19 protein-coding genes are annotated in these 20,998 nt (G+C 63.0%); 10 read left to right on the plus strand and 9 right to left on the minus strand.

Annotation, left to right across the window (positions count from 1 at the left end; translation table 11 throughout):
- Positions 1–155 precede the first annotated feature (155 nt).
- From N826_RS12965 to N826_RS12990, 6 genes are all read left to right on the plus strand, one after another.
- A complete protein-coding gene (locus tag N826_RS12965; protein ID WP_044429296.1) occupies positions 156–1,133 on the plus strand; it encodes a TRAP transporter substrate-binding protein in 978 nt (325 codons plus the stop codon).
- A gap of 12 nt (positions 1,134–1,145) precedes the next feature.
- Positions 1,146–1,640, plus strand: coding sequence for a TRAP transporter small permease (locus N826_RS12970; protein WP_052831153.1), 495 nt, complete (start codon positions 1,146–1,148; stop codon positions 1,638–1,640).
- Positions 1,637–2,911 (plus strand): TRAP transporter large permease, encoded by a 1,275-nt coding sequence (locus tag N826_RS12975; RefSeq protein WP_044429298.1) that lies wholly within the window; start codon positions 1,637–1,639, stop codon positions 2,909–2,911. Before N826_RS12970 ends, N826_RS12975 begins: the two co-directional genes overlap by 4 nt.
- Positions 2,912–2,950: 39 nt before the next feature.
- A complete protein-coding gene (locus N826_RS12980) occupies positions 2,951–3,703 on the plus strand; it encodes a DUF72 domain-containing protein (protein ID WP_044429300.1) in 753 nt (250 codons plus the stop codon).
- Positions 3,704–3,771: 68 nt separating this feature from the next.
- A complete protein-coding gene (locus N826_RS12985; RefSeq protein WP_044429302.1) occupies positions 3,772–4,161 on the plus strand; it encodes a nucleoporin Nup88 family protein in 390 nt (129 codons plus the stop codon).
- A 170-nt stretch (positions 4,162–4,331) separates the two neighbouring features.
- On the plus strand, positions 4,332–5,387 hold the full coding sequence (locus N826_RS12990) for a lytic transglycosylase domain-containing protein (protein ID WP_052831155.1): 1,056 nt from the start codon (positions 4,332–4,334) through the stop codon (positions 5,385–5,387).
- 29 nt (positions 5,388–5,416) lie between these two features.
- Here N826_RS12990 and N826_RS12995 read toward each other — a convergent pair whose 3' ends face one another.
- Complete coding sequence (locus N826_RS12995) at positions 5,417–5,881, minus strand: hypothetical protein (RefSeq protein ID WP_044429304.1); 465 nt, start codon at positions 5,879–5,881, stop codon at positions 5,417–5,419.
- Positions 5,882–5,977: 96 nt separating this feature from the next.
- The gene (locus N826_RS13000) at positions 5,978–7,489 is read right to left on the minus strand and encodes a phospholipase D-like domain-containing protein (RefSeq protein WP_063772250.1); all 1,512 of its coding nucleotides are present in this window, start codon (positions 7,487–7,489) and stop codon (positions 5,978–5,980) included.
- Positions 7,490–7,753: 264 nt separating this feature from the next.
- Here N826_RS13000 and N826_RS13005 point away from each other — a divergent pair, with 264 nt between their 5' ends.
- Complete coding sequence (locus N826_RS13005) at positions 7,754–8,272, plus strand: PAS domain-containing protein (RefSeq protein ID WP_044429306.1); 519 nt, start codon at positions 7,754–7,756, stop codon at positions 8,270–8,272.
- 10 nt (positions 8,273–8,282) lie between these two features.
- Here N826_RS13005 and N826_RS13010 read toward each other — a convergent pair whose 3' ends face one another.
- The 6 genes from N826_RS13010 to N826_RS45225 all read right to left on the minus strand — a co-directional run bounded on the left by N826_RS13010 (position 8,283) and on the right by N826_RS45225 (position 12,220).
- Complete coding sequence (locus N826_RS13010) at positions 8,283–9,164, minus strand: class I SAM-dependent methyltransferase (protein WP_244619528.1); 882 nt, start codon at positions 9,162–9,164, stop codon at positions 8,283–8,285.
- A gap of 96 nt (positions 9,165–9,260) precedes the next feature.
- A complete protein-coding gene (locus N826_RS13015; RefSeq protein ID WP_169789337.1) occupies positions 9,261–9,566 on the minus strand; it encodes a PepSY domain-containing protein in 306 nt (101 codons plus the stop codon).
- Positions 9,567–9,745: 179 nt separating this feature from the next.
- On the minus strand, positions 9,746–10,078 hold the full coding sequence (locus N826_RS13020; RefSeq protein ID WP_044429312.1) for a hypothetical protein: 333 nt from the start codon (positions 10,076–10,078) through the stop codon (positions 9,746–9,748).
- A 67-nt stretch (positions 10,079–10,145) separates the two neighbouring features.
- Positions 10,146–10,358, minus strand: coding sequence for a hypothetical protein (locus N826_RS13025; RefSeq protein ID WP_044429313.1), 213 nt, complete (start codon positions 10,356–10,358; stop codon positions 10,146–10,148).
- A gap of 99 nt (positions 10,359–10,457) precedes the next feature.
- Entirely contained in the window at positions 10,458–11,210 is a 753-nt protein-coding gene (locus N826_RS13030) for an ABC transporter permease (protein WP_308518240.1), read from the minus strand.
- A 2-nt stretch (positions 11,211–11,212) separates the two neighbouring features.
- Positions 11,213–12,220 (minus strand): ABC transporter substrate-binding protein, encoded by a 1,008-nt coding sequence (locus tag N826_RS45225; protein ID WP_052831157.1) that lies wholly within the window; start codon positions 12,218–12,220, stop codon positions 11,213–11,215.
- A gap of 524 nt (positions 12,221–12,744) precedes the next feature.
- Between N826_RS45225 and N826_RS13040 the strand changes: the two genes are divergently transcribed.
- The 3 genes from N826_RS13040 (at position 12,745) to N826_RS13050 (ending at position 20,209) form a co-directional block, all read left to right on the plus strand.
- Positions 12,745–14,853 carry a putative bifunctional diguanylate cyclase/phosphodiesterase gene (locus tag N826_RS13040; RefSeq protein WP_169789338.1) on the plus strand — a complete coding sequence of 703 codons (2,109 nt, stop codon included), beginning with the start codon at positions 12,745–12,747 and terminating at the stop codon, positions 14,851–14,853.
- Positions 14,854–15,027: 174 nt separating this feature from the next.
- Positions 15,028–18,891 carry a PAS domain S-box protein gene (locus N826_RS39945; RefSeq protein WP_169789339.1) on the plus strand — a complete coding sequence of 1,288 codons (3,864 nt, stop codon included), beginning with the start codon at positions 15,028–15,030 and terminating at the stop codon, positions 18,889–18,891.
- Positions 18,881–20,209, plus strand: coding sequence for a pentapeptide repeat-containing protein (locus N826_RS13050; RefSeq protein ID WP_044429314.1), 1,329 nt, complete (start codon positions 18,881–18,883; stop codon positions 20,207–20,209). Before N826_RS39945 ends, N826_RS13050 begins: the two co-directional genes overlap by 11 nt.
- 35 nt (positions 20,210–20,244) lie before the next feature.
- On the opposite strand, the gene N826_RS13055 is transcribed toward N826_RS13050, so the two are convergent.
- On the minus strand, positions 20,245–20,859 hold the full coding sequence (locus N826_RS13055) for a TetR/AcrR family transcriptional regulator (protein WP_044429315.1): 615 nt from the start codon (positions 20,857–20,859) through the stop codon (positions 20,245–20,247).
- Between the last annotated feature and the right edge of the window lie 139 nt (positions 20,860–20,998).

Consider the following 20,998-nt stretch of genomic DNA (forward strand, 5'->3'; position numbering starts at 1 on the left):
TACGGGAGGGTCTATTCAACCCCATCCCGGTCAAAAAAGCCGAGCCCGGTCAAAAGGTTCATGTTTGACCTTTATCCATCCCCTGCTAAACCTTCTCTTAATAACGGACGGCTCAGCCGAGAAGCCGTAACGATGGAACCGGGAGGTCCGAAGCTATGAAGATGACACGATGGGTCGCCGCGTGCGCCCTCACGCTATCCACCACATTCGCTTTCGCCGCATCGTCACAGGCGGAGACGGTTCTTCAACTTGGGCACCCGACGGCATCGGCGTCCCATTACGGCGTCGCCGCGGCGACTTTGGGCGACGAGCTGGCGAAGCGCAGCAATGGCAAGTTCAAGGTCGTCTCGACTCCCAACGGCGCCGAGCGGGAAATGATCGAGAGCGCGCAGATCGGCACGCTCGATCTGGTGGTGACCTCGACCGGACCGGTCGGCAACTTCGTGCCGGAAGTGGCGATCGTCGATATTCCCTTCCTGTTCAAGGATTATCAGCACGCCCGTGCCGTGCTCGACGGTCCGATCGGCCAGGACATGCTGAAGCTGTTCCCCGCCAAGGGGATCGAGGCGTTGGCCTGGGGTGAAAATGGCTTCCGGCACATCACCAACAGCAAGCGGCCGATCAATACTCCGGCGGATGCCAAGGGCCTGAAGGTCAGGACCATGGAAAACCAGGTCCACATGACCGCTTTCCGCCAGTTGGGCGTCCTGCCGACCCCGATGGCGTTCACCGAGGTCTTCACGGCCCTTCAGCAGGGTACGGTCGATGGGCAGGAGAACCCGATTCCGGTCATCACGTCCTCCAAGTTCGCCCAGGTGCAGAAGTATCTGACGATGACCGGGCACGTCTATTCGCCGGCCATGATCCTGATGGCGAAATCGACCTATGACGGCCTGTCGGCCGACGAACAGAAGATGTTCCACGAAGCGGCGGCCGTCGCGGCAAAGGCGATGCGCGAGAAGGTCGCTTCGGTGGAAGCCAACGGCGTCGCCGAACTGCGGGCCGCCGGCATGGAGGTGATCACCGACGTCGACCGTACGAAGTTCCAGGAAGCGCTGGAGCCGGCCTATGCCGAGTACTCGAAGAAGTTCGGCAAGGACAAGATCGACCAGATCCGCAATTACGCACCCTGATCCGCGAAATTCATGATCCGGATCTTTCTGCGCGTCGAAGGGGTGATCAACTGGGTGATCGGCCATGCGGCGTCCGCCTGCCTCGTGGTCGCGGCCGTGTCCGCGTTCTATCAGGTCATCACCCGCTTCATCTTCGAACAGCCGTCCACCTGGTCGGAGGCGCTTACCCGCACCTGCCTGATCTGGATGGTCTTCCTGGGCATCACCATCGCATTCCGGCACGGTGCGCTGGTGGCGATTGATCTGGCCTACCGGTCGGTATCCGGCCGGTTGCAAAGCCTGTTGCAGGGCTTCATCACGCTCGGCAGCCTTGCGCTGCTGGGCGTGATCCTGTGGTTCGGCATCCAGATGACATGGCGGGTGCGGTTCCAGACACTGGCCGGGCTGGAGGTTCCGATCGCATGGGCCTACGCCGCCTTGCCTGTGGGAGCGTTCTTCAGTCTGCTCGCCGTGGCGGCCCACTATTTCGACCGCCGCACGGCTGCCCTTGAGGAGACCGCGACATGAGCACGACCATCCTCATAACGATGCTCGTGCTGTTCGCGCTCAGCGTTCCCATCGCCGTCTCGATCGGACTGGCGAGCGTGGTCGGCATCGCGGGGTTCACCAACCTTCCGCTGCTGCTGGTAGCCCAGCAACTCTTCGTCTCGCTCGACCGCTATCCGCTGGCGGCGATCCCTTTCTTCATCCTGGCCGGCAACCTGATGGAAGTCGGCGGCATATCCGGGCGGCTGGTCGATTTCGCCAAATCGATCGTCGGCGGCGTTCAGGGCGGTCTTGCCTGCACCTGCGTCCTGACATGCATGATCTTCGCGGCGGTATCAGGTTCCAGCGTCGCGACGACCTTCGCGATCGGCGCGATCCTGATCCCCGCCATGGTCCGTCACGGCTATCCCGCTCCCTTTGCTGCAGCTCTCCAGGCGACGTCCGCGGAACTCGGCGTCATCATCCCGCCGTCCATCCCGATGATCCTCTACGCCGTGTCGGCGGAGGTCTCGATTGGCGAGTTATTCATCGCGGGCATCGGACCGGGCATCCTGATCGCGGCCGCACTCATCCTGTTCGTCTATGTCTGGTGCCGTATCAAGGGGCTGGGCAAGAACGACAGGGAAGGGCAGCTCGGTTTCACCGCCGCGTTGAAAAGGTCGGCCCTGGCGCTCCTGATGCCGGTCGTGATTATCGGCGGCATCTACGGCGGCGTCTTCACTCCCACCGAGGCTTCCGTCGTCGCGGTCTTCTATGCGCTGGTCGTCGGCATGGTCGTCTACCGCGAGATCAGGTTCGCGGATCTCGGGCCGATCCTGCGGAAGAGCGTGATATCGTCCGCAATCATTATGTTCATCATCGCCAATGCCGGGCTGTTCAGCTTCCTGATCAACCGTGCCGGCGTACCTGTCGCCGTCGGCGAGTGGCTGGTCCAGACTATCGCAACAGGCGCCGGTTTCCTGCTGGCGGTCAACGCCTTCCTGTTCGTGCTCGGCATGTTCGTCGAAACCTCGGCCGCGATCATCGTGCTGGCGCCGATCCTGGCACCGGTCGCCAGCCATTTCGGGATCGATCCGATCCATTTCGGCCTGATCATGGTGGTCAATCTGGCGATGGGCATGATCACGCCGCCCTTCGGCGTAAATCTGTTCGCCGCCTGTCAGGTCGCCCGCATTCCGCTGGACCGGATCGTGGCGCCCTTGCTGCCGTTCGTGCTGGTGATCCTGACCTGCCTGATGATCGTGACCTACGTGCCCGAAGTATCGTTGCTGTTCCGCGATCTGCTGTACTGATGCCGGAAACCAAAACGCTCATGGCGCGGTTGAGGCGGCATGAGCGTATTTCCTGTATTCGTCGGCTGTGCCGGCTGGTCGATCCCAAAGCAGCATGCCGGCTGGTTCCCGCCTGACGGCAGCCATCTGGAGCGCTATGCGCGTTTTCTCCCGGCGGTCGAGATCAACAGCTCGTTCTACCGTCCGCACAAGCCGGCGACCTATGCCCGCTGGGCCGCATCCGTGCCGGACGGCTTCCGGTTCGCGGTCAAGGTGCCCAAGCTCATCACCCACGAATCGCGGCTGGCTGGCTGCGCCGATCCGCTCGACCGCTTCCTCGGCGAGGTCCGCTTCCTTAACGACCGCCTCGGTCCCCTGCTGGTCCAGCTTCCCCCCAGTTTTCCGTTCGACCCTAACCGCATCAAGGCGTTCCTGGGGCTTCTCCGCGACCGTTTCGACGGGGAGGTCGTATGGGAACCTCGGCATCCCAGCTGGTTCATCGACGCCGGTCCGGACCGGATGCTGGCAAAGTTCCGCGTGGCCCGCGTCGCGGCCGATCCGGGCGGCGAGCCTCCGGGTGGCTGGAACGGCCTGATCTATCACCGGCTTCACGGGTCGCCCGAGATCTATCATTCCGACTATGCGCCGGACCGCCTGCCCGGTATCGCGCGGATGGTCGAAGCCGATGCGGCGAAGGCGCCGGTCTGGTGCATTTTCGACAATACCGCCCTTGGGGCCGCTACCCATAACGCCTGCGTCATCTGGGAGAGACTTTATTTGGAAAGCGGAAAGGAATTGCGATTAAAAGGTTGACCCAAATTCCGGTGCGCGCGATCAATGACCGCCCAAAGGGGCACCTTCAGACAGGCAAGCAGATTAGAATGAGCGATACTCAAAACTTCTCCGATACCCCGATTTCCAAGCTGGATAGTGCTCTCGCCCGTATTGACCGGGTGATCGACAGCGTGTCGAAGAAGCTGGACGAGCAGCGCTACGAACACCGCACCGTCGTCGAGGAGCGCGACAGCGCCCGGGCCGAGCTGGACGAGCTGCGCCGCAAATACGAAGAGTTGCAGTCCAAGGCCGACCACGCAGCCGACCGGATCGAAGCTCTGATCGGGATCGTCGAGCGCAGCTTCCCCGAACTGGCAAGCGCAGTCGCCGGCGATCTCAACGGCGCCGATCTCGACGGCGGCGGACAGTTCAACCAAGGCGACCAGAACTATAATCAGGGTAGCGGAAACCAGCCGCAGCAGTCCTACGGCTACTGATGCCGAAGCTGGAAGCATGACTTCGTTCCTTAACATCGTCGAAACGAACGGACCCGTCATGCTTCCGCTCCTTGGGCAGGGTAGGGGGCTTGCTTGCGGACGAAACTGTTGACCGGAAACCCAAACGATATTATTAGCTTATAGCCCTGTCCTTACATAACAGTTGAGCCATGCCGCATCCGACGCCGTTCCGTGACGCTCCGGCCAAACGACTTCGCGGGACTGTGCCACGCGGCGGATCGATCGGCATCACCCTCGCACTCGCGGCGTCGCTGCTGAGCGCCTGTTCAAGCTCCCCATCGACCGACCGGACCAGCCCGGCAGCTTCGGGCGCCTATAGCGGCGGACTTTCCGGCGACCCCTGGGCATCCCACATAGCCGAGGCATCCCAGCGGTTCGACGTTCCGGAGCAATGGATTCGCGCCGTGATGAAGGTGGAGAGCGGCGGCCGTACCCATATGAACGGCAGGCCGATCGTCAGCAGGGCCGGTGCCATGGGCCTCATGCAGGTCATGCCCTCCACCTACGAGGAACTCCGCACCAAACACGGCCTGGGCTCCGATCCGTTCGAGCCGCGTGACAACATCATGGCCGGAACAGCCTATCTGCGGGAGATGTACGAAAAGTTCGGTTCTCCAGGATTTCTCGCGGCCTACAATGCCGGCCCCGGCCGCTATGGCGAATATCTGACAGGCGACCGCGGCCTTCCGTCCGAAACCCGCAACTACGTTGCCATGATCTCCCCGAACCTCGCCGGCGTCGAACCGACCCGGCGGGTTTCCGACACGATGTTCGCGGCAGTGCCTTCCCCGCGCATTCCGGATCGTACGGTCATAGCCGCCGCCGTAGCGCCGCCGTCCCGTCCCGTCGTCGTGGCATCCGCCCTTCCCATCGCCCAAGTGCCGGTGGCACCCCTCCCGTCGGCGCGGCCAAGGCCCGCTCCATCGTCGGTGCCGGTACAACTGGCCTCCGCGCCGGTCGGTGACTGGGGCATCCAAGTCGGCGCCTTCCGGTCGCCGACCGAAAGCAACAAAGCCGTCGAGGATGCCCGTCGTGCGGTTCCCGACCTGCTGACGCCCGCCCGCGTCTATGTGATGGAAGTGAATACGCCCGCCGGCCGTCTTTACCGCGCGCGCCTCATCGGCGTCTCATCCGCCAGTGCCGACCGTGCCTGCGCCCGCCTTTCCAGTCAGGGTGCCGCCTGCATGACTGTTTCGCCGTCGTAAGGCAGTGTTAGCGGCGGTCGGGCAGGAACCTACCGCTGGACCGGGCAGGGCACCTTCGGGTTGTCGTGCATCCGGAACCGGCCGTATAGCGGATCATTCGTGCTGACGCAGAGAGTGTAGCCCTCCGGCACGCCGGCCGGATCGAGAACCAGCCTGATTCTGAACCCGGAATAGGCCAGTCCCGGATCGCCGACGGTTCCGGCGACATCGGGACGTGCGACGGCCTCGACTTCGACTCGGGAAACCGGCAGATCAGTATCGAGTTGGATCATGCCGCCGTTTCCGTCGCCGGAAGACAGCTTGCCCCAGCCTTCGAGGACCACGTCCTGTCCGGCGGTGAACTTGTCGATGTGCCCGGCGATAGTGAGTTTCTGAAGCGCCGCGATTTCCCGCAGGTTCGAATTGATGGCGATGATCGGCTCGACCGGCCCTGCAAAACAGGCAGAAGCATGGAAGCAGACGGTCAGCAGAGCGGTGGCGGCAGGTCTTCTCATGGGGTGCTCGGTCAGGGATAGGGCGGTGAGGAGTACACCTCTCCACCGCCCCCGGACACAAGCATTATCGGGCCGCCGGCCGCTGGCCCGAATCCGTCAGGCATCCCCGCCGTCATCGCCGCGCCGGATCGAGTACTTCTTGGTATACAGCCGCCGGCCGGCGTAGGCGGCGAGACCGATGCCGGCCGCGGCCGCACCGATCACGGCCCAATTGGGCTTGGTGACGAACTTCTTGACGGTGTGGCTGATGGCACGCTCGACCTGCTTGGGCCTTTCAGGATCGAGCAGGCGCGCCTCGACTATCTGCTCCTGAACCTCGTTCAACTCCTCGACTTCCAGCGGGACGAGAGTGCGTCCTTCCGTCTGGCGCAGGCTGTCGATCGCCTTGACCAGGGAGCCGCGCCTTTCGATCGTTTGTTCGACCGTCTCGATGCTCACGTTCAGGTGCTCGGCGATCAAGTCGTTGCGGAAGCCGATCACCGTGTCCGCGATCTCCCTCGCCGAGGGTTCCCCTGGTACCGCCTCGATCGCCAGATCGCATTCGGTATCGAAACCCATCGAGCGGTTGTTGAGGTTCGAGGAGCCGACCCGAAGCAGCCGGTCGTCGATGGTCAGGACCTTCGCGTGGACGTAGATCGGCGTGCCGGCCGCATTGACCGGGAAGTAGATGCGGAAGCGGTCGTGACGATCCTCCCGCCTCAACTGACGAACCATAAGTGACCGCGCGGTGTCCATGACGGACTGCTCCAGCCATCCATCCGCCGACTCGGGATTTATCACGACCACTTCGGGCCCGTCCGGCTCCCGCAGCCGCTTGATCAGCGCGTCGCGGATGGCGTGGGACGCGAGATACTGGCTTTCCATATAGATCGTCTCGCGCGCCGCCAGGATGGCCGTCAGGTAGAGGCGCTCGATCTCCCGGATCTCCTCGTACTTGCCCAGGCGCGGCCACGTCCGGGCGATGGAGACGGGGACCTTCCTCAGGGTGACCTTGAGCCGTTCGGGCCAGGGATCGAGTTCGCAAGCCGGCGGCGGCGGCAGATGGGCACCCGTGGCGCGGTGCCAGCGCTCCCGCGCCAGTTCGCCCAGCGCCTTTGCGGCATCTCCGTCCACGGCGGTCGTTACGTCATGGAACGGCGGGTAGGGCGAGCCGCCCGGAAGGACCCGCAACTCGTCGTCCGGCTTGTGGTCGCGGGTATCCCAGCGACTATCCGTCATGTCGATGCCGCCGCAGAACGCCAGCGCGTCGTCGATCACGATGATCTTCTGGTGATGGGCAGCACCGGATGGGTGCTGGGCATCGAGTCGAAAATGAATCCGGCGCTGGGTCATGAGGTCCAAGGCCAGCACGGGCACAATCTGGCGGCTCAGGGTGAAAAGCATCGCCATGTCCCACTTGAGGACATATGCCTGTAGGCCAGGACGGCTGTTGACCGTATGCTTCAGGAACGCACCGAGTTCGTCGGGCTCGCTCGCCTCGGGATTCGATGGATCCAGCCGCAGCCGAAGGTCGAAGTCCCAGCCAATCATGTAAATCGAATGCTGTGCCCGCTCAATGGCGGCTTTCGCCACAGCGAAATAATCGCAGGCGTCTACGATCAAGGCCATACGGTTGGCTTGCTCGGTCCGCCAGCACGTGCGGCCAGGTTGAAGGATCGATGCTTTGTCTGGCGTCATTTCTTCTTAGCCGCGATCGAGGGAGGGTTGCTCTTAAACTCATAAATGAGCTTGTCGTTCCTTTGGCAGTTCTGGACGAACCTATGTTTCTTTCATGCGCGCAGATTGTGACGAATTCGCCATAACCAAAAAAGTATTTAGGAAAAATTATTGATTAACTCGACTTAATCGTTTGAGGTAGGTAGTCTTGCGGGTATGAGCCACATATCCACCCTTGACCCTGTCCAGTCGATCAGCCCCGTTGCCGGCGAACATCGCCCGCCGCTATGGACACATGCCAAACTGCAAATCCTGTACGGTTATTGGCTCAAGCAAAGGCCAGCCGGCACCGGATTGCCGTCACGCCGCGATATCGATCCAGCCGATTTTTCGACCCTACTGGGCAATGTGTTCCTTCTGAACGTCAACGAGGGTGATCCCAGGTTCGTTTACCGCGTGGCAGGGCAGAAGCTTTCATGGCTGCATCAAACACCGCTGACCGGTAAGCCGCTCGGCACGGGATTGAGTGCTCAGCACGGTGTGGCGGCGGTGAACCGCGCGCAGGATGTGGTTAACTTGCGTCAACCGGCGTGGCGGAGCGGCGATCTCGGCTGGTGCGGCCGCGAGTACCTGAATTTCCAGGAACTCGTTCTGCCGCTTGGCGGACCCGGCGGATCGGTGGCGATGCTTCTGGGGATCCTCGTCGCCATCGATTGCCTGGGGAACGAGTACTGACCGCGGCGGGTCAGCCGGCCTCACCGGCGATTATCCTGGCGTGGAGGTGCAGCGGACAGACGCCTTCGACCGCCACTCCGGAAAAATGCGATCTGACCGCATCTTCGATCCGCTCGCGGCTGCCGTCGCGGGCGGAAGCCAGACGCGGCGCGAACAGCATGTCGAGCGACGCGCGCCAGAACGGTTTGTCCAACGGGACCCGCGCCGTCGGCCGGAGCGACTCCTCCGTGACGTTCTCGAACCCTGCTGCGGTCATCAAGCTCCCCAATGAGCCGGGCTCCTCGAAACGGAAAAGCGGATTGAGTGAGTGCTTCGGGTCCGGTCCGATTATATCCGAAACCGCCGCGTCCAGTTCGGAGAACAGGGTGTTGTCGCTCAAGGGACCCCACACCATGAATGCGGCCTTGCCGTGCCGGTTCAGCACCCGGAGCGTCTCCGCCATGCACGACTGGATGTCAGGAACGAACATTATGCCGAATCGGCAGGTCACCCGGTCGAAATGTTCGTCGGGGAAAGGCAGTGAGGTCATGTCGCCGATTGCGAAGTCCGGCTTCTTCCCGCTGAAGTCCGCTGCACGCCGGATCGCACCGGCGAGCATTTCCGGCACAAGATCGATGCCGATGACATGGCCGGCCGGACCGACGCGCTTGGCCGCGCTCAGTGCCGGTTCCCCGGCACCCGACGCAAGATCAAGCACCCTTTCGCCGGGCATGACACCACAGGCATCCAGCAGTGGCAGGTTCAGGCGGTCCGCCATGTCGGCCATCGGGTCGGACCATCGGTCCCATGCAGCACCGCTGGCGCTCCATCGAGCGCGCTCCTGCGCAGCATCTGGCAAGGCGGAGGAGTTCGTGGTCACATCGGCACCGAAGATTGGGAGGGACGAAACCATGATAACCCCCGAGTGGGCTTCAGCGCAGCACCCGGTTGTCCATCTCAATCAAAATCCTGCCAACAAGTTCCCGTCCTTGCCAAACGAACTTGCGCCTTACGAAAAGGTGCGTGCGATGACGGCGCCTGTCAGCGGATCTATGGTAAGCCGGATACGCTTGCCGTTGGGGTCGAGTGCTTTGACTTCATAAACGTTACGGCCGGCATCGATGGCGTAGATGTGCTTGATACCGGCCTCTTCGACGCTGCGGGCTATCGCAGAGACCGGCAGTGCGCCCGGCGGCAGTGTCTTGTTGCCGATGCCCCAGAAGCCATCGTCGGCGGAGACGGTCGCCATCAGGATCAGTGTTGCGAGGTTGAGTGCGCCGAGGCCAAGAGCCAGCTTTCCGGCGGTGCTTCTCATGATTTTCCCCTCGATCGGACCGTCGTCAGGTTCGCTGGCCGGGATGGATGGGTGCGAAACCATCCCGGCGGTGAAGACCCTGGCGCTTTTCGAACAATGTGACTGTGTTCCGTGTCACACCCGTCCGATCGGTAGTGCGTCGTGCTGGCGGTTCAGCTTCTTCGATCAACAGGCCTTGCTCAGCTGACCTTGCTTAGCGGGCGCGCGGCCACCGGTGCGGCCGCGAACTCCGCCAGATGGGTGCCGAATGCCCGGAGCACCGGAGCGAAGCGCTGCATCAGTTCGTCGGTTACATGGGCATCGGTCTTCAGGATGATCCCCGGGGCCTGGGACATCAGCTTCTGGGACCGCATCGGTCCGATCTTGTCGTCAAGGAACATTGCCAGCCCCATGATGACTCCAAGGCTCGTTTCGTCCGGGTCCTTCGCATCCGCGAGAACTTCGTGAAGTTCTTCAAGCAGGGCGTAGGTAACGATCGAAGTACGTTCAATCACGTCGTCTTGCTTCACCATGGCGGTTCCCCCGGCGGGATGAGAAGGATCTGGAGAGTGACGTTAACTATTGTCTGTAACCAAACTGTTAATTTTCCGCCGACGCCACATTTGAGTTCGTCAGGCATTTGACGTCCCTCAGACGCCACCCCGCATGGTCCGCGATCCAGTCGCGAAGGCGGATCGCTCCGCCGAGATGGCAGGCCGTGGCGTTGGTGATCTGGGGGAGCGAAAGGCGGTGCTCGACACACGCGCCGGGTTGGCCGTTCAGACAGGCAACCACGAGAAGCACATAAGACATGAAACGCCTCAGCAGGTGAATTCGTTCCAAACAACATATTTGCTTAATATTGCTGTAACGGCAAACTGCTGTGCAGTGCAACAAAAATACGTTGCGGATTCAGCGGCGCCAACGGGCGGCGCGGATTTCCAGCGGTTGCAGCACGGCGAACTCGATGATCTGGACGACCACGATGAAGGCGACCGTATAGGCTAGTATACCGGTCACGTCGAACAGCTGGAACAGCACCTGTAGCTGGAATCCCATGCCGTTGCTGCGTCCGAGCAACTCGACGACCAGCACGATCTTCCAGATCAGGGCCAATCCCGAACGGGCAGTCGCCAACAGGTAGGGATAGAGCTGTGGCAGGACAATATGACGCAGGGTCTTCATGTGCCCCAGTCGATAGGCCTCGCCCATCTCCAGGTAGTCGCGGTCGAGCGCGCGGGCGCCCTCCCGCAGAGTGACGACGACGTTGGGGATCTTGTTGACGGCCACGGCCGCGATGGCAGCCGACTCCGTAAGTCCGAACCAGACATAGGTCAGGATGATGGTCACCAGCGCCGGCACGTTGAGGAACAGGACCAGCCAGCCGTCCAGGAAGCGGTCGAGCAGCGTTATGCGGCCCATTGCGATGCCCAGGGCAGTTCCGATGGCCATCGCGATGGCAAAGCTCGCGGCGACCCGGCCCAGGGTGGCGGCGAGGTGGAACAGCAGTCCGCCTTCGATGACTTCATCGGCAAGCCGCAGCGCCACGGCGCCCGGTCCCGGCAGCAGCCTGCTTCCGGTGAACAGGGCTGCGGCTTCCCAAATGACGATCAGGACCAGGAGCGAAAGGATATGGGCCGGCAGACGGCCCACCTTCGACAGCACCGTCAAAACGAAGATCCGGCCCAGAATGTCCCATCCGCAAGATGAGGCGAGGCTCCGACCAACTCGTGTCCGCCTAGTTTGGCAAGTATGTCGTAGACCCTGGCGGCATCCTCCCGTTCGGCGGCCCCCCACGCCGTCGGAATGCCGGCGCGGTAGCCGTCGCGCAGTGCCGTCAGCGTGGCATCGTCCTCGGCCCTGGTAAGAGGGCGCAGACGCTGCCATTCACCGTCGTCCCTCCCCATGACTTCCTTGGCGACTTTGGAGGCGCGAAGAAAGCCTTCGACGGCCTTGGCGTTCCCGGCAGCCCAGGCTTCACTGAAGACATAGCCGATGATCGGCACGTCGGTTGAGATGCCGAGTTCGCGGGCGATCTCTTCGACGGTCGCAAGTTCGCGCAGGCCCGCGGCTTTCAGGCGGGCCGCGAAGTTCCAGTAGTTGAGCACGGCATCGACGCCTCCGTTACGGACCTGCTCGTTGAGGAGCGGCGGCGCGCCGAACGTCTTGGCCGAGTCCTTGTCAGGGTCGAACCCGTGTTTCTGCATCGTCAGCGCCCGCAGCATCAGCCAGCTCTTGTCGAGCGGCCCACCGGCTATACCGATCTTACGGCCCTTCAGGTCGCCGAGCGACCGGATGTCCGATCCGGCCGGGACCATGATGCTTCCGGCTGCTGTGGAGTAGGGGGCGAAGGTATAGTCGGCGCCTTCGGTGCGCTGCCGGGACACCCAGAGCCAGTCGGTCACGATCATGTCGACGCCGCCGCCCTGCAAGGCAACCTGGGTCGCCTGATTGCTGGCGAGATCGACGACTTGCAGGTCTATGTCCTCCGCTTCGTCCAGCTTACGGGTCTTGATCGTATCGAGTTCCCAACTGACCGTGCCGAACTTCAGGACGCCGACCCGGACCACGGGCCGGTCGGCGGCAAGTCCCTGGGTGATGAAGCCTTTGTCGGTGAACACGGAGCTGAGCAGCAGCACCGCCATCGTGAGAAGGCTGGTGACGAGATGCCGCATGGTCGGGTTCCTCCCGGTTTATGCCACCGGCTTCTGACCGCCGGTTATGGATGTGACCGGAGGATAGCGGTTCCCACCGATGGTTGGTACAGGCCGACAGTTGTACTTTGGGAGGATTATCGGGATTTTGACCCCGTTCGCGCCGTCTCCGCTCACATTGCCGCCAGATCCGCGGGATTGGTTCTCCGGCCGGTTCGGCGACCGGTATCTATGCTCTCATAGTGATTCAACTTGCGGAGAGCTAAACGTATCAACACACAACTGAATGTACTGGCAGATCATGCGGCACCATTGCTCAGATACGTGTGTCGAAATTGGAGTAAGGTAGCCAGGATTGGTGAATGAGGCAGTTTCATTCGCCCTGAAAGAGATCCATTAGTAATAAATGTTTAATTCTTATATGGCAAATATCACGAAATTTTCGTGTGCGGCGCGATCGAAAAATTGCCGGCCAAATGCGCCTGCGGGGTGGAGTGATGGCCGAAGGTCAATCAGCGGATCCTTTCGAAGCCTTCGTCACTGCGATGGATGACATTTTCATCGCTACACTGGCCTCCAGCTATTTCGACAAGTCACCCATGTGCCTTGCCTATTTCGGGCGCGACCGGCTCATAGGGTTTGCCAACTCCAATTTTGCCAGGACCTTCGGCTTCGATCCCGCTTCGGATAGGCCATCGACCCTGGCGGCCATCCTGGGTCAGGAGCCCGGCGGAAGGATAGACGCGCTGGAAGCCAGCGTGATGGCCGGGCAGACGGTGTCGTTCAGCCTCGCGGTCTCGCCTCCGGCGACAGGACCTACGGAAGTGTCCGGCTTCCTGATCCCGCATGCCGATCGCGCGGGGACGGTGGTCGGGTACATGGCCTCGATCGAGGACGTTACCGATCGTCAGCAAGCGCTCGATATCCTGCTGCGCCGGGAAAAGTTCGTCACGTCGCTGCTGGATGCGGCAGTCGACGGCATTCTGACGATCGACGCCCGCGGCGTCATCCAATCGGTCAACCGCGCCTGCTGCCAGATGTTCGGCTTCGACGAAATCGAGCTGGTCGGCGCTCCCATCGCCATGCTGATGCCGGCTTCGCACCAGCACCGCCACGCCGGCTATGTCGATAACTACATGTCGTCGGGGCGGGCCAAGATCATCGGCACGGGCCGCGAGGTGCTTGCCCAGCGCAAGGACGGCTCGGTCGTTCCGATCCATCTCAGCGTAGGCGAAATGAGGTTCGGCGACGAGGTAACCTTTATCGGCATCGCCCGGGACGTTTCGGACCGGCATGCGGCGGAAGAACGTGCCCGCTTCCTGACCAATCACGACCCGCTTACGGGTCTGCTGACCCGCCGCGCGTTTCTGGAGCAATGCGATCGGGAAATGGCGGTCAGACTGCCGAGCGGCGACATGGCCCATGTCGTCTTCAGCTTCGACGTCGATCAATTCCGTGAGATCAACGAGGGACTCGGCTACCATATCGGCGACGGCGTATTGAAGGCCATCGTCGCCCGCTTTGCGGAGGTCCTGCCGCGCGACAGCGTCCTGTGCCGCGTCGGCGCGGACGAGTTCGCGGCGCTCGCCCGCTTCCCCAACCGGATCGCGGCGGAAGATATCGCGGATCAAGTCCACGCCCGGCTGCTCAGTCCGATCTATGTTGACCGGCAGCTCGTGCTGGTCCGCATGAGCATCGGGGCCGCTGTCTACGATCCCAGCATCAAGCGTGTCGAGGAACTACTGACCAAGGCGGAGCTGGCGCTTCAGACCGTGCAGCACCAGGGCGGCAACGGCGTCTGCTTCTACACGCCGGAAATGGCGCTGGCAGCGAGCCGCCGGACGCTGCTGACGATGCATCTGGCTCACGCAGTCCAGCGCAACGAACTCAACGTGGTCTTCCAGCCGATCATAGAGGCCAAGAGCGGACGAGTCGCCGGAGCCGAAGCGCTGCTGCGCTGGTCGCACACCAACCTGGGTGCGGTCTCTCCGGCCGAGTTCATTCCGATCGCAGAGGACAGCGGCCTGATCGTTTCCATCACCGACTGGGTGCTGGAGGCCGTCGCGGACCAGGTCGACCGCTGGCATGGCGAGGGTGTCCAGTGCGGACGGGTATTCATGAATGTTTCCGGCCAGCAGTTCCTGCGCGGCAGGCTGACAACTCGCCTCGCGGAACTGATGAAGGAGAAACCCCATCTAGCCGGGCTGATCGGCATCGAGATCACTGAGCAGGCGGCCGTCAGGGACTTGAAGGCCACTGTCCAGGCGATATCCGAACTGGCTTCCATCAGCGTCGAGACGGCGATCGACGACTTCGGCACCGGCTATTCGTCGCTCAGCTATGTCCAGCAGCTTCCCATCACCAAGCTCAAGATCGACCGCATGTTCGTCGACGGCGTACCTCACAACCGCAAGAATTCCGCGCTGGTCCGCGCCGTCGTGGGCATGGCCCACGGTCTGGGGCTGACGGTCGTCGCGGAAGGCGTCGAAACATTGGCGCAGCGGGACTTCCTGACCGATGTCGGGTGCGACCTGTTGCAGGGATACCTGTTCTCGCAGCCGGTGCCACCGAAGACGCTGGTGATCCTGATCGGCGATCAGCCGGATAGCTGGAAGTCCAGTCCCCGGATCGGATCGATGGTCCCGGCGGAGTGAAGGGGCGCGACCAATTGGTAGCACAAGCGCCGGAAGCTAATTTCCAGTGGCGATTTTTGTTCGTGTGACCGAAAGTGGTAACTCACTCATTCGTCGGTCTCCCGATACATGCTGGCCCGCTGTCCGCCCAACGACCTTGATACAATTCTGGAGACGATCGGGACGCCTGTTTTCGTGGCCGGTTCTCCGACCGAAGGCTCGACGCCCGTGCTATCGGCCAATGGACGGCTTTTGTCGGCTCTCGGCGGCTTGCCGCTCTCGGATCTCACAACCGGGCTGGAAGCGGATCTCGAACTATGCCGGTCAGGGACTATTCCGGTCGAAACGGACCACGTCGTGCTACTCGCCAAGGGGGCCGAGCGGTGGCATCTGGTGCTGGCGCCGGTCGTCCTCGACGGTGCCGTCGTGCGGATCCTGGTCACCGTGGCGGACCGACGACCGGCATGCTCGCCGGACGGTGTCCATCCGGAAACCCGCATCAGCGCCATCGTCGAGGATCAGGCTGGCCTGATCTGCCGGTACGATCGGGAAACCAGGCTCACTTTCGTCAACGGCGCCTATGCGCGCAGGTTCGGCATCGAGCCGGCCAAGCTGGTAGGCAGGCGTATCGCGGACCTTCTGTCGCCCGACGAATTCACCCCGGTCAAGGAGGCGCTGGCTTCCCTGACCCAGGAGCATCCGCTGGGCATCACCGAACGGTTGGCGCATTTGCCGGATGGCGACCGGATATGGTTGCGGTGGAGCGACCGGGCCTTCTTCGGCCCGGACGGCGCCGTGGTCGAATACCAGTCGGTCGGCATCGAAATCACCGATCACAAGGAGTTGGAGAGGCAGCTTCAGGAAAGCCGGGATCGTTTCCGGCTGGCGGTCGAAGGCACCCGCGACGGATTGTGGGACTGGAACCTGCGGACCGACGACCTGTGGCTGTCGCCGCGCCTCAAGGAAATGCTGGGCTATTCGGACGAGGAACTGCCCAACGATCTTGCCGCCCTGCGCCAGATCCTGATGCCCGAAGATCAGGAGACGGCGCAGGAGCAGCATCACCGTCACTGGGAGGATGGCCGCCCGTACGAACAGACGGTCCGCTACAGGCACCGGGACGGATCGATCCGGCACATCCTGGCACGGGGCGCCACCGTGTACGACGAGGAGCACCGGCCGCTCCGGATGGTCGGCGCCCATACGGATGTCACCGCGCTGGTGGAGACGGGCAACCTTCTGCGAGTCGCCAAGGATCAGGCAGAACTGGCCAGCCGCGCGAAATCCGAGTTCCTGGCCATGATGAGCCACGAACTGCGGACGCCTCTGAACGCCATCATAGGCTTCGCCGAGATCCTCCGGGACGAGCTTTTCGGTCCCCTCGAAAACGACAGGTACCAGGGCTACGTGCAAGACATCGTCGGCAGCGGCCGGCACCTGCTCACCCTCATCAGCGACATCCTGGACCTGTCGCGTGCCGATGCCGGCCAATTGACTCTGCGGGAGACGTCGCTCGACCTGACGGCCGTCGCGCGCAGCCAACTTGCCCTGGTGGAGGCGCTGGCAGCTTCCGGAGGCGTCAAGCTGGAATGCGCGGCACCCCAGCCGGGTCCCGTCATCTGCGGCGATGAAACCCGCATTCGGCAGATCGTCCTGAATCTCCTGTCCAACTCGGTCAAGTTCACTCAATCGTGCGGCGTCGTCCGGCTGGACATCCGGGAAGAGCCCGACGGATCCATAGCGCTTTCGGTCACCGATACCGGTATCGGCATGAATCCGGAAGATGTTCCCAGGGCGCTGGAGCCGTTCAGCCAGTTGGACGGCGCGCTCAACCGCAGGCACGAGGGTACCGGCCTTGGGCTGGCAATCGTCAAGCGGCTGGTCGAGCTCCATGATGGGGAACTGATGGTCGAAACGGCGCCCAACGAGGGCACCGTCATCACGGTCATATTTCCACCCAACCGCAACATCGGCCATAGTAGCGTACAGCCTCGCCGGAAGCCGGCTGCCGAGCCGGTATCGCTGGTGGCATACGGTGGTGCGTACGGGCGTTTCGAGCTTCTGGACACTCTGCTTCAGGCCGTTCCCATGGCGGTGGCCGTCGTTCGCGACGACGGTATCTGCATCAGGGCGAACCATACCCTGTGCCGCCTTTCAGGCTACGACATGGTTGAGCTTCTTGGCCGGCCGATCGAAACCTTGCTGGAGGAGGAGAGCCGCACCGATGGGCAGCCCATCCGGCAGTCCCAGCGTACGCGGCCGGAAAAGCCGCGTCCCGAAGGCCGCAAGCGTCGGCGGGAGAGCCAGCTGATAACGCGGTTCGGCCGGTCCCGTACCGTCGATGTCATCCGGGAACCGTTCAACGGCCTCGACGGTCACACCTACTCCTTGCTGCTGATCACCGATATCAGCGAACGGCGGCGGGCCGCCCGGGCGCTGCGCGAAAGCGAAGAGCGGTTCCGGCTTGCCGCCGCCGCGGCTCGTTGCGGCATCTGGGACGCCGACCTGTCAAACTGCGACCATTGGCTTTCGGCCTCCTATTTCCACATCCTGGGGCATGACGAGGACGCTCTGGCGGCCAGCGACGCGGCATGGCGGGAGCGGATACATCCCGACGATCAGCCGGCCGCCGACTCCGCCATGGCGGATCACCTGGCGGGCCGCACGCCGCTGTTCGAAGCGACCTACCGGATGCGCCACAAGTCGGGACGGTGGATCTGGATCGCGGCGCGTGGCGCGGCTACGTTCGGTCCGGACGGCAAGCCGAGGCGCTTCGTCGGCACCCTGACCGACATTTCGGACGAGATCGAGGCGCGGCAGGCGCTGGCGGAGCGAGAGGCGCAACTGCGCACCATCCTGACGGTGGCACCGGCCGCCATCGTGACCTTGGACGAGTCCGCCCGGATCGAGCAGTTCAATCCCTGCGCCGAACGCATGTTCGGCTGGCGGGCGGAAGAAGTCAGGGGGCTCGATGCCGGCCTGCTGCTGACCGACGAGGTCGTCTCCGGGGCAGCGGCGCTCAGCCTGCTCCATCCCGATCCCATCAACCCGTCCAGGATGGTCGAGATCGCCGGACGGCGGCGCGACGGTTCCGCCTTCCCCCTGCGGATCGCGATGGCGTCGTTTGGAACAGCCGCCGGCGCCCGCTATGTCGGCATAGCCACCGACATATCGTCGACGCGTGCGGTGGAGGCGCAGCTCAGGGCGGCTTTGCGGCAGTTGGACCGGCAGTTCGGCGAGTTCGTCAAAGTGTCCAACCGGCTGGATCTGGTCCGGCGTGAAGCCGATCTGGCTCTGCTGACCGCAGAACAGTCCAACAAGGCCAAGTCCGAGTTCCTGGCGCGCATGAGCCACGAACTCCGAACGCCGCTCAACGCGGTGATCGGCTTCGCCGAAATCATGCGGGGTGAGTATTATGGCCCGCTCGGATCGGAAAAATACCTCGAATATGCTGGTGACATCGACCAGTGCGGACGTCACCTGCTGTCACTGATCAATGATATCCTGGATATCTCCCGGATCGAAGCGGGCCGCCATGTCATGGAGGAAGAGCAGGTCGATCTCACCGTCACCGTGGACGCGTCCGTCCGCCTGCTTCGCGAGCGTGCGGCGGGGAAGGGCGTCGTGATCGCCGTGCGGGCCAATCCGGTGCCGGTCGTCATGGGCGATCCCCGGACGCTGAAGCAGGTCGTTGTCAATCTGCTGACCAACGCCGTCAAGTTCACGCCTCCTGGCGGCATGGTCGAGATCGGTACCATGACCGATGCATCCGGCGGCGTCTGCGTCGTCGTCAAGGATACCGGCATCGGCATTCCGGAGGGCGAGATCCCGCGTGTGCTGGAGGCTTTCGGACGCGCCAGCAACGTCCATCAGACAGGCGAGGAAGGGACCGGCCTTGGGCTCGTGATCGTCGGTTCGTTCCTTCGCCTGCACGGCGCCACCCTGGATATCGACAGCGCGGTCGGCATAGGCACCACCGTCACCGTGCGTTTGCCGATCGAGCGCGTGCTCGGCACTCAACGCCAACTTCAGCCCTGGGATATCGTAGATGACCGGTAAGGTGCCGGACAACTGGGTGAAGCTGGACCAGACCCAGCTAAGTGCGGTAATTGCGCGTCATGCATGGTTCAAGCGCGGGTCCAAGCAGGGCACGCGTGCCAATCTGGCTTTCCACGACCTGTCCGGCCTGAGCTTTGCCGGCGGCGACCTGTCCGGTGCCGATATGACCGGAGCACTGCTTAAGGGGATCGACGCACGCGGAGCCGACTTTAGCGATACCATACTCTATGGCGCCGATCTGCGGCTGGCGCAGTTGCAGCAGATCGATCTAAGCCGGGCCGATATGCGGGGCTGCTGCCTTCGTGGCGCCGACCTTACCTCCGCCGTGCTGGAACTGGCGAATATCCGGGAAGGGTCGCTTGCCCGCGTCGGCGACGAGAACAGGATATCCTTCGAACTGGCTCCGGCGGAACTCGTCGGCGCCAGCTTGAAGGGGGCCGACCTGACACGGGCGCGCATCGCCGGGACGCTTGCCATGCAGGTGGACATGACAGATGCGATCTTGACCGGGGCCAAGCTGTCCCGCGTCGATTTCCGGAAGGCCAACATGACCGGCGTCGTTCTTGAAGGGGCTGATCTCAGCGATGTCGACTTTTCCGGCGCTACGCTGCACGGCGCCGTGCTGCGGGGCGCCAGCTGGAGGAATGCCCAGCTGACGGGAGCCGACCTGATGGGCGCCGTCGTCGACGGCGAGATCCTGTCGGTTGCCGGCGACGCGAGAAACCTGCCGCAGCCCGCCGCGAGTATCGTGGTGGCGGACATGGTGCAGGCTCACGAACTCTGGATAGGCACCAAAGGAGGAGACGGCAAGCGGTTCGAGGTTGCTGGGCTCGATCTCAGCGGGCTCGATCTTCCGGGCGTCGATCTGGGTGGCGCCGTCCTGACAAACTGCGTGCTGGCGGGCGCCAAACTGGCTGGAGCCGTCCTAACGGTGGTCGATCTGACCATGTCCGACCTGCGCGGCGCCGATCTCAGGAACTGCGACTTGCGGGCGGCCACGTTGCGCCGCGCATTTCTCGCCGATGCGGACATGTCTGGCGCCATCTTCGACTCCGTGCGCCTGAACGAGAGAGCCGGGAACCGGTTGCTCTCGGCAAACCTGGAGCGCGCCCGATTCTGGGGCGCATCTCTGGCCGGGGCGTCGCTGCGGCGTGCCCGTATGATAGGGACGGAACTGCACCGCGCCGATTTGACCGACGTCGATCTTCGGGACGCCGACCTGCGGCAGGCTATCCTGACGGGGGCCAAGATGGACGGCGTCAACCTTGAAGGCGCCGATCTGGCCGGCGTCAGGGGCTTCGAGGCGCCGCCCGCCTGAGCAGCCCGGCGCATCTCCGGAAGACCTCGCCGCCGTCAGGCCGCGTGGGCATGGCTCGGCGCGGACTGCCGCAGGGGCAGTTGCGATTTCAGGATCATGCGGACTGCATCCGCGCCATGACGGGCATGTTCGGAGGTGCCTGTGATGACGGCGGCGATGATGGCGCCGTCCACCAGGATGCCGATCGATTCGGTCACCGCTTCCGGATCTGTCACGCCGGCCTGGTCGGCCAGCGACCGGATGACCGCGAGGACTTTTCTTTTATGGGCCATGGCGAGCGAGCGGATGCGCGGATCTTCCTTGTTGTGCTCGGCGACCGCATTGATGAAGGCGCAGCCATAGAAGCCGTCCTGCTGGAACCAGTTCTCCAGCACCTCGAAGATGCCGACCAGCTTTTCCGCCGGCGACCCGGCAAGCTGGTCCACGGCCGTCTGGAACCACGACCGCCATGCTTCGCCTTCCCGCTCCAGCACCGCGAAGACCAAGCCTTCCTTGGAGCCGAACTGGTTGTAAAGCGTCATCTTGGCGACCCCCGCTTCGGCAAGGATCCTGTCGATCCCCGTGGCGTTGATACCATGAAGGCAAAACAGGCGCGTGGCGGTGTTGAGAAGCCGGTCGCCGGGTTTGGGCGTGAGCTGCTTTTTTTCCATCAGACTGCTTCTCCCTAGTTGGGCGCCGGTGCCAAGGCGACAGCCGCTGGATGCGCCGGGGTGACATGCGATTGTCGTCCCCGGTCACTGTCGCGGCTCTAAACCACAAAAATACCAGGGTTATTTCTCTTATTACCAG

This window comes from Skermanella aerolata KACC 11604 (assembly GCF_000936425.1).
Classification (GTDB): Bacteria; Pseudomonadota; Alphaproteobacteria; order Azospirillales; family Azospirillaceae; genus Skermanella; species Skermanella aerolata.

Bases quoted from the DNA above. Each gene is read 5' to 3' on its own strand.
- N826_RS13025 (WP_044429313.1), bottom strand. From the start codon at position 10,358: ATGTCTTATGTGCTTCTCGTGGTTGCCTGTCTGAACGGCCAACCCGGC.
- N826_RS13005 (WP_044429306.1), top strand. From the start codon at position 7,754: ATGAGCCACATATCCACCCTTGACCCTGTCCAGTCGATCAGCCCCGTT.
- N826_RS13050 (WP_044429314.1), top strand. From the start codon at position 18,881: ATGACCGGTAAGGTGCCGGACAACTGGGTGAAGCTGGACCAGACCCAG.
- N826_RS13020 (WP_044429312.1), bottom strand. From the start codon at position 10,078: ATGGTGAAGCAAGACGACGTGATTGAACGTACTTCGATCGTTACCTAC.
- N826_RS12965 (WP_044429296.1), top strand. From the start codon at position 156: ATGAAGATGACACGATGGGTCGCCGCGTGCGCCCTCACGCTATCCACC.
- N826_RS13040 (WP_169789338.1), top strand. From the start codon at position 12,745: ATGGATGACATTTTCATCGCTACACTGGCCTCCAGCTATTTCGACAAG.
- N826_RS12985 (WP_044429302.1), top strand. From the start codon at position 3,772: ATGAGCGATACTCAAAACTTCTCCGATACCCCGATTTCCAAGCTGGAT.
- N826_RS45225 (WP_052831157.1), bottom strand. From the start codon at position 12,220: ATGCGGCATCTCGTCACCAGCCTTCTCACGATGGCGGTGCTGCTGCTC.
- N826_RS12980 (WP_044429300.1), top strand. From the start codon at position 2,951: ATGAGCGTATTTCCTGTATTCGTCGGCTGTGCCGGCTGGTCGATCCCA.
- N826_RS13010 (WP_244619528.1), bottom strand. From the start codon at position 9,164: ATGGTTTCGTCCCTCCCAATCTTCGGTGCCGATGTGACCACGAACTCC.
- N826_RS12995 (WP_044429304.1), bottom strand. From the start codon at position 5,881: ATGAGAAGACCTGCCGCCACCGCTCTGCTGACCGTCTGCTTCCATGCT.
- N826_RS13000 (WP_063772250.1), bottom strand. From the start codon at position 7,489: ATGGCCTTGATCGTAGACGCCTGCGATTATTTCGCTGTGGCGAAAGCC.
- N826_RS12975 (WP_044429298.1), top strand. From the start codon at position 1,637: ATGAGCACGACCATCCTCATAACGATGCTCGTGCTGTTCGCGCTCAGC.
- N826_RS12970 (WP_052831153.1), top strand. From the start codon at position 1,146: ATGATCCGGATCTTTCTGCGCGTCGAAGGGGTGATCAACTGGGTGATC.
- N826_RS13015 (WP_169789337.1), bottom strand. From the start codon at position 9,566: ATGAGAAGCACCGCCGGAAAGCTGGCTCTTGGCCTCGGCGCACTCAAC.
- N826_RS12990 (WP_052831155.1), top strand. From the start codon at position 4,332: ATGCCGCATCCGACGCCGTTCCGTGACGCTCCGGCCAAACGACTTCGC.
- N826_RS13055 (WP_044429315.1), bottom strand. From the start codon at position 20,859: ATGGAAAAAAAGCAGCTCACGCCCAAACCCGGCGACCGGCTTCTCAAC.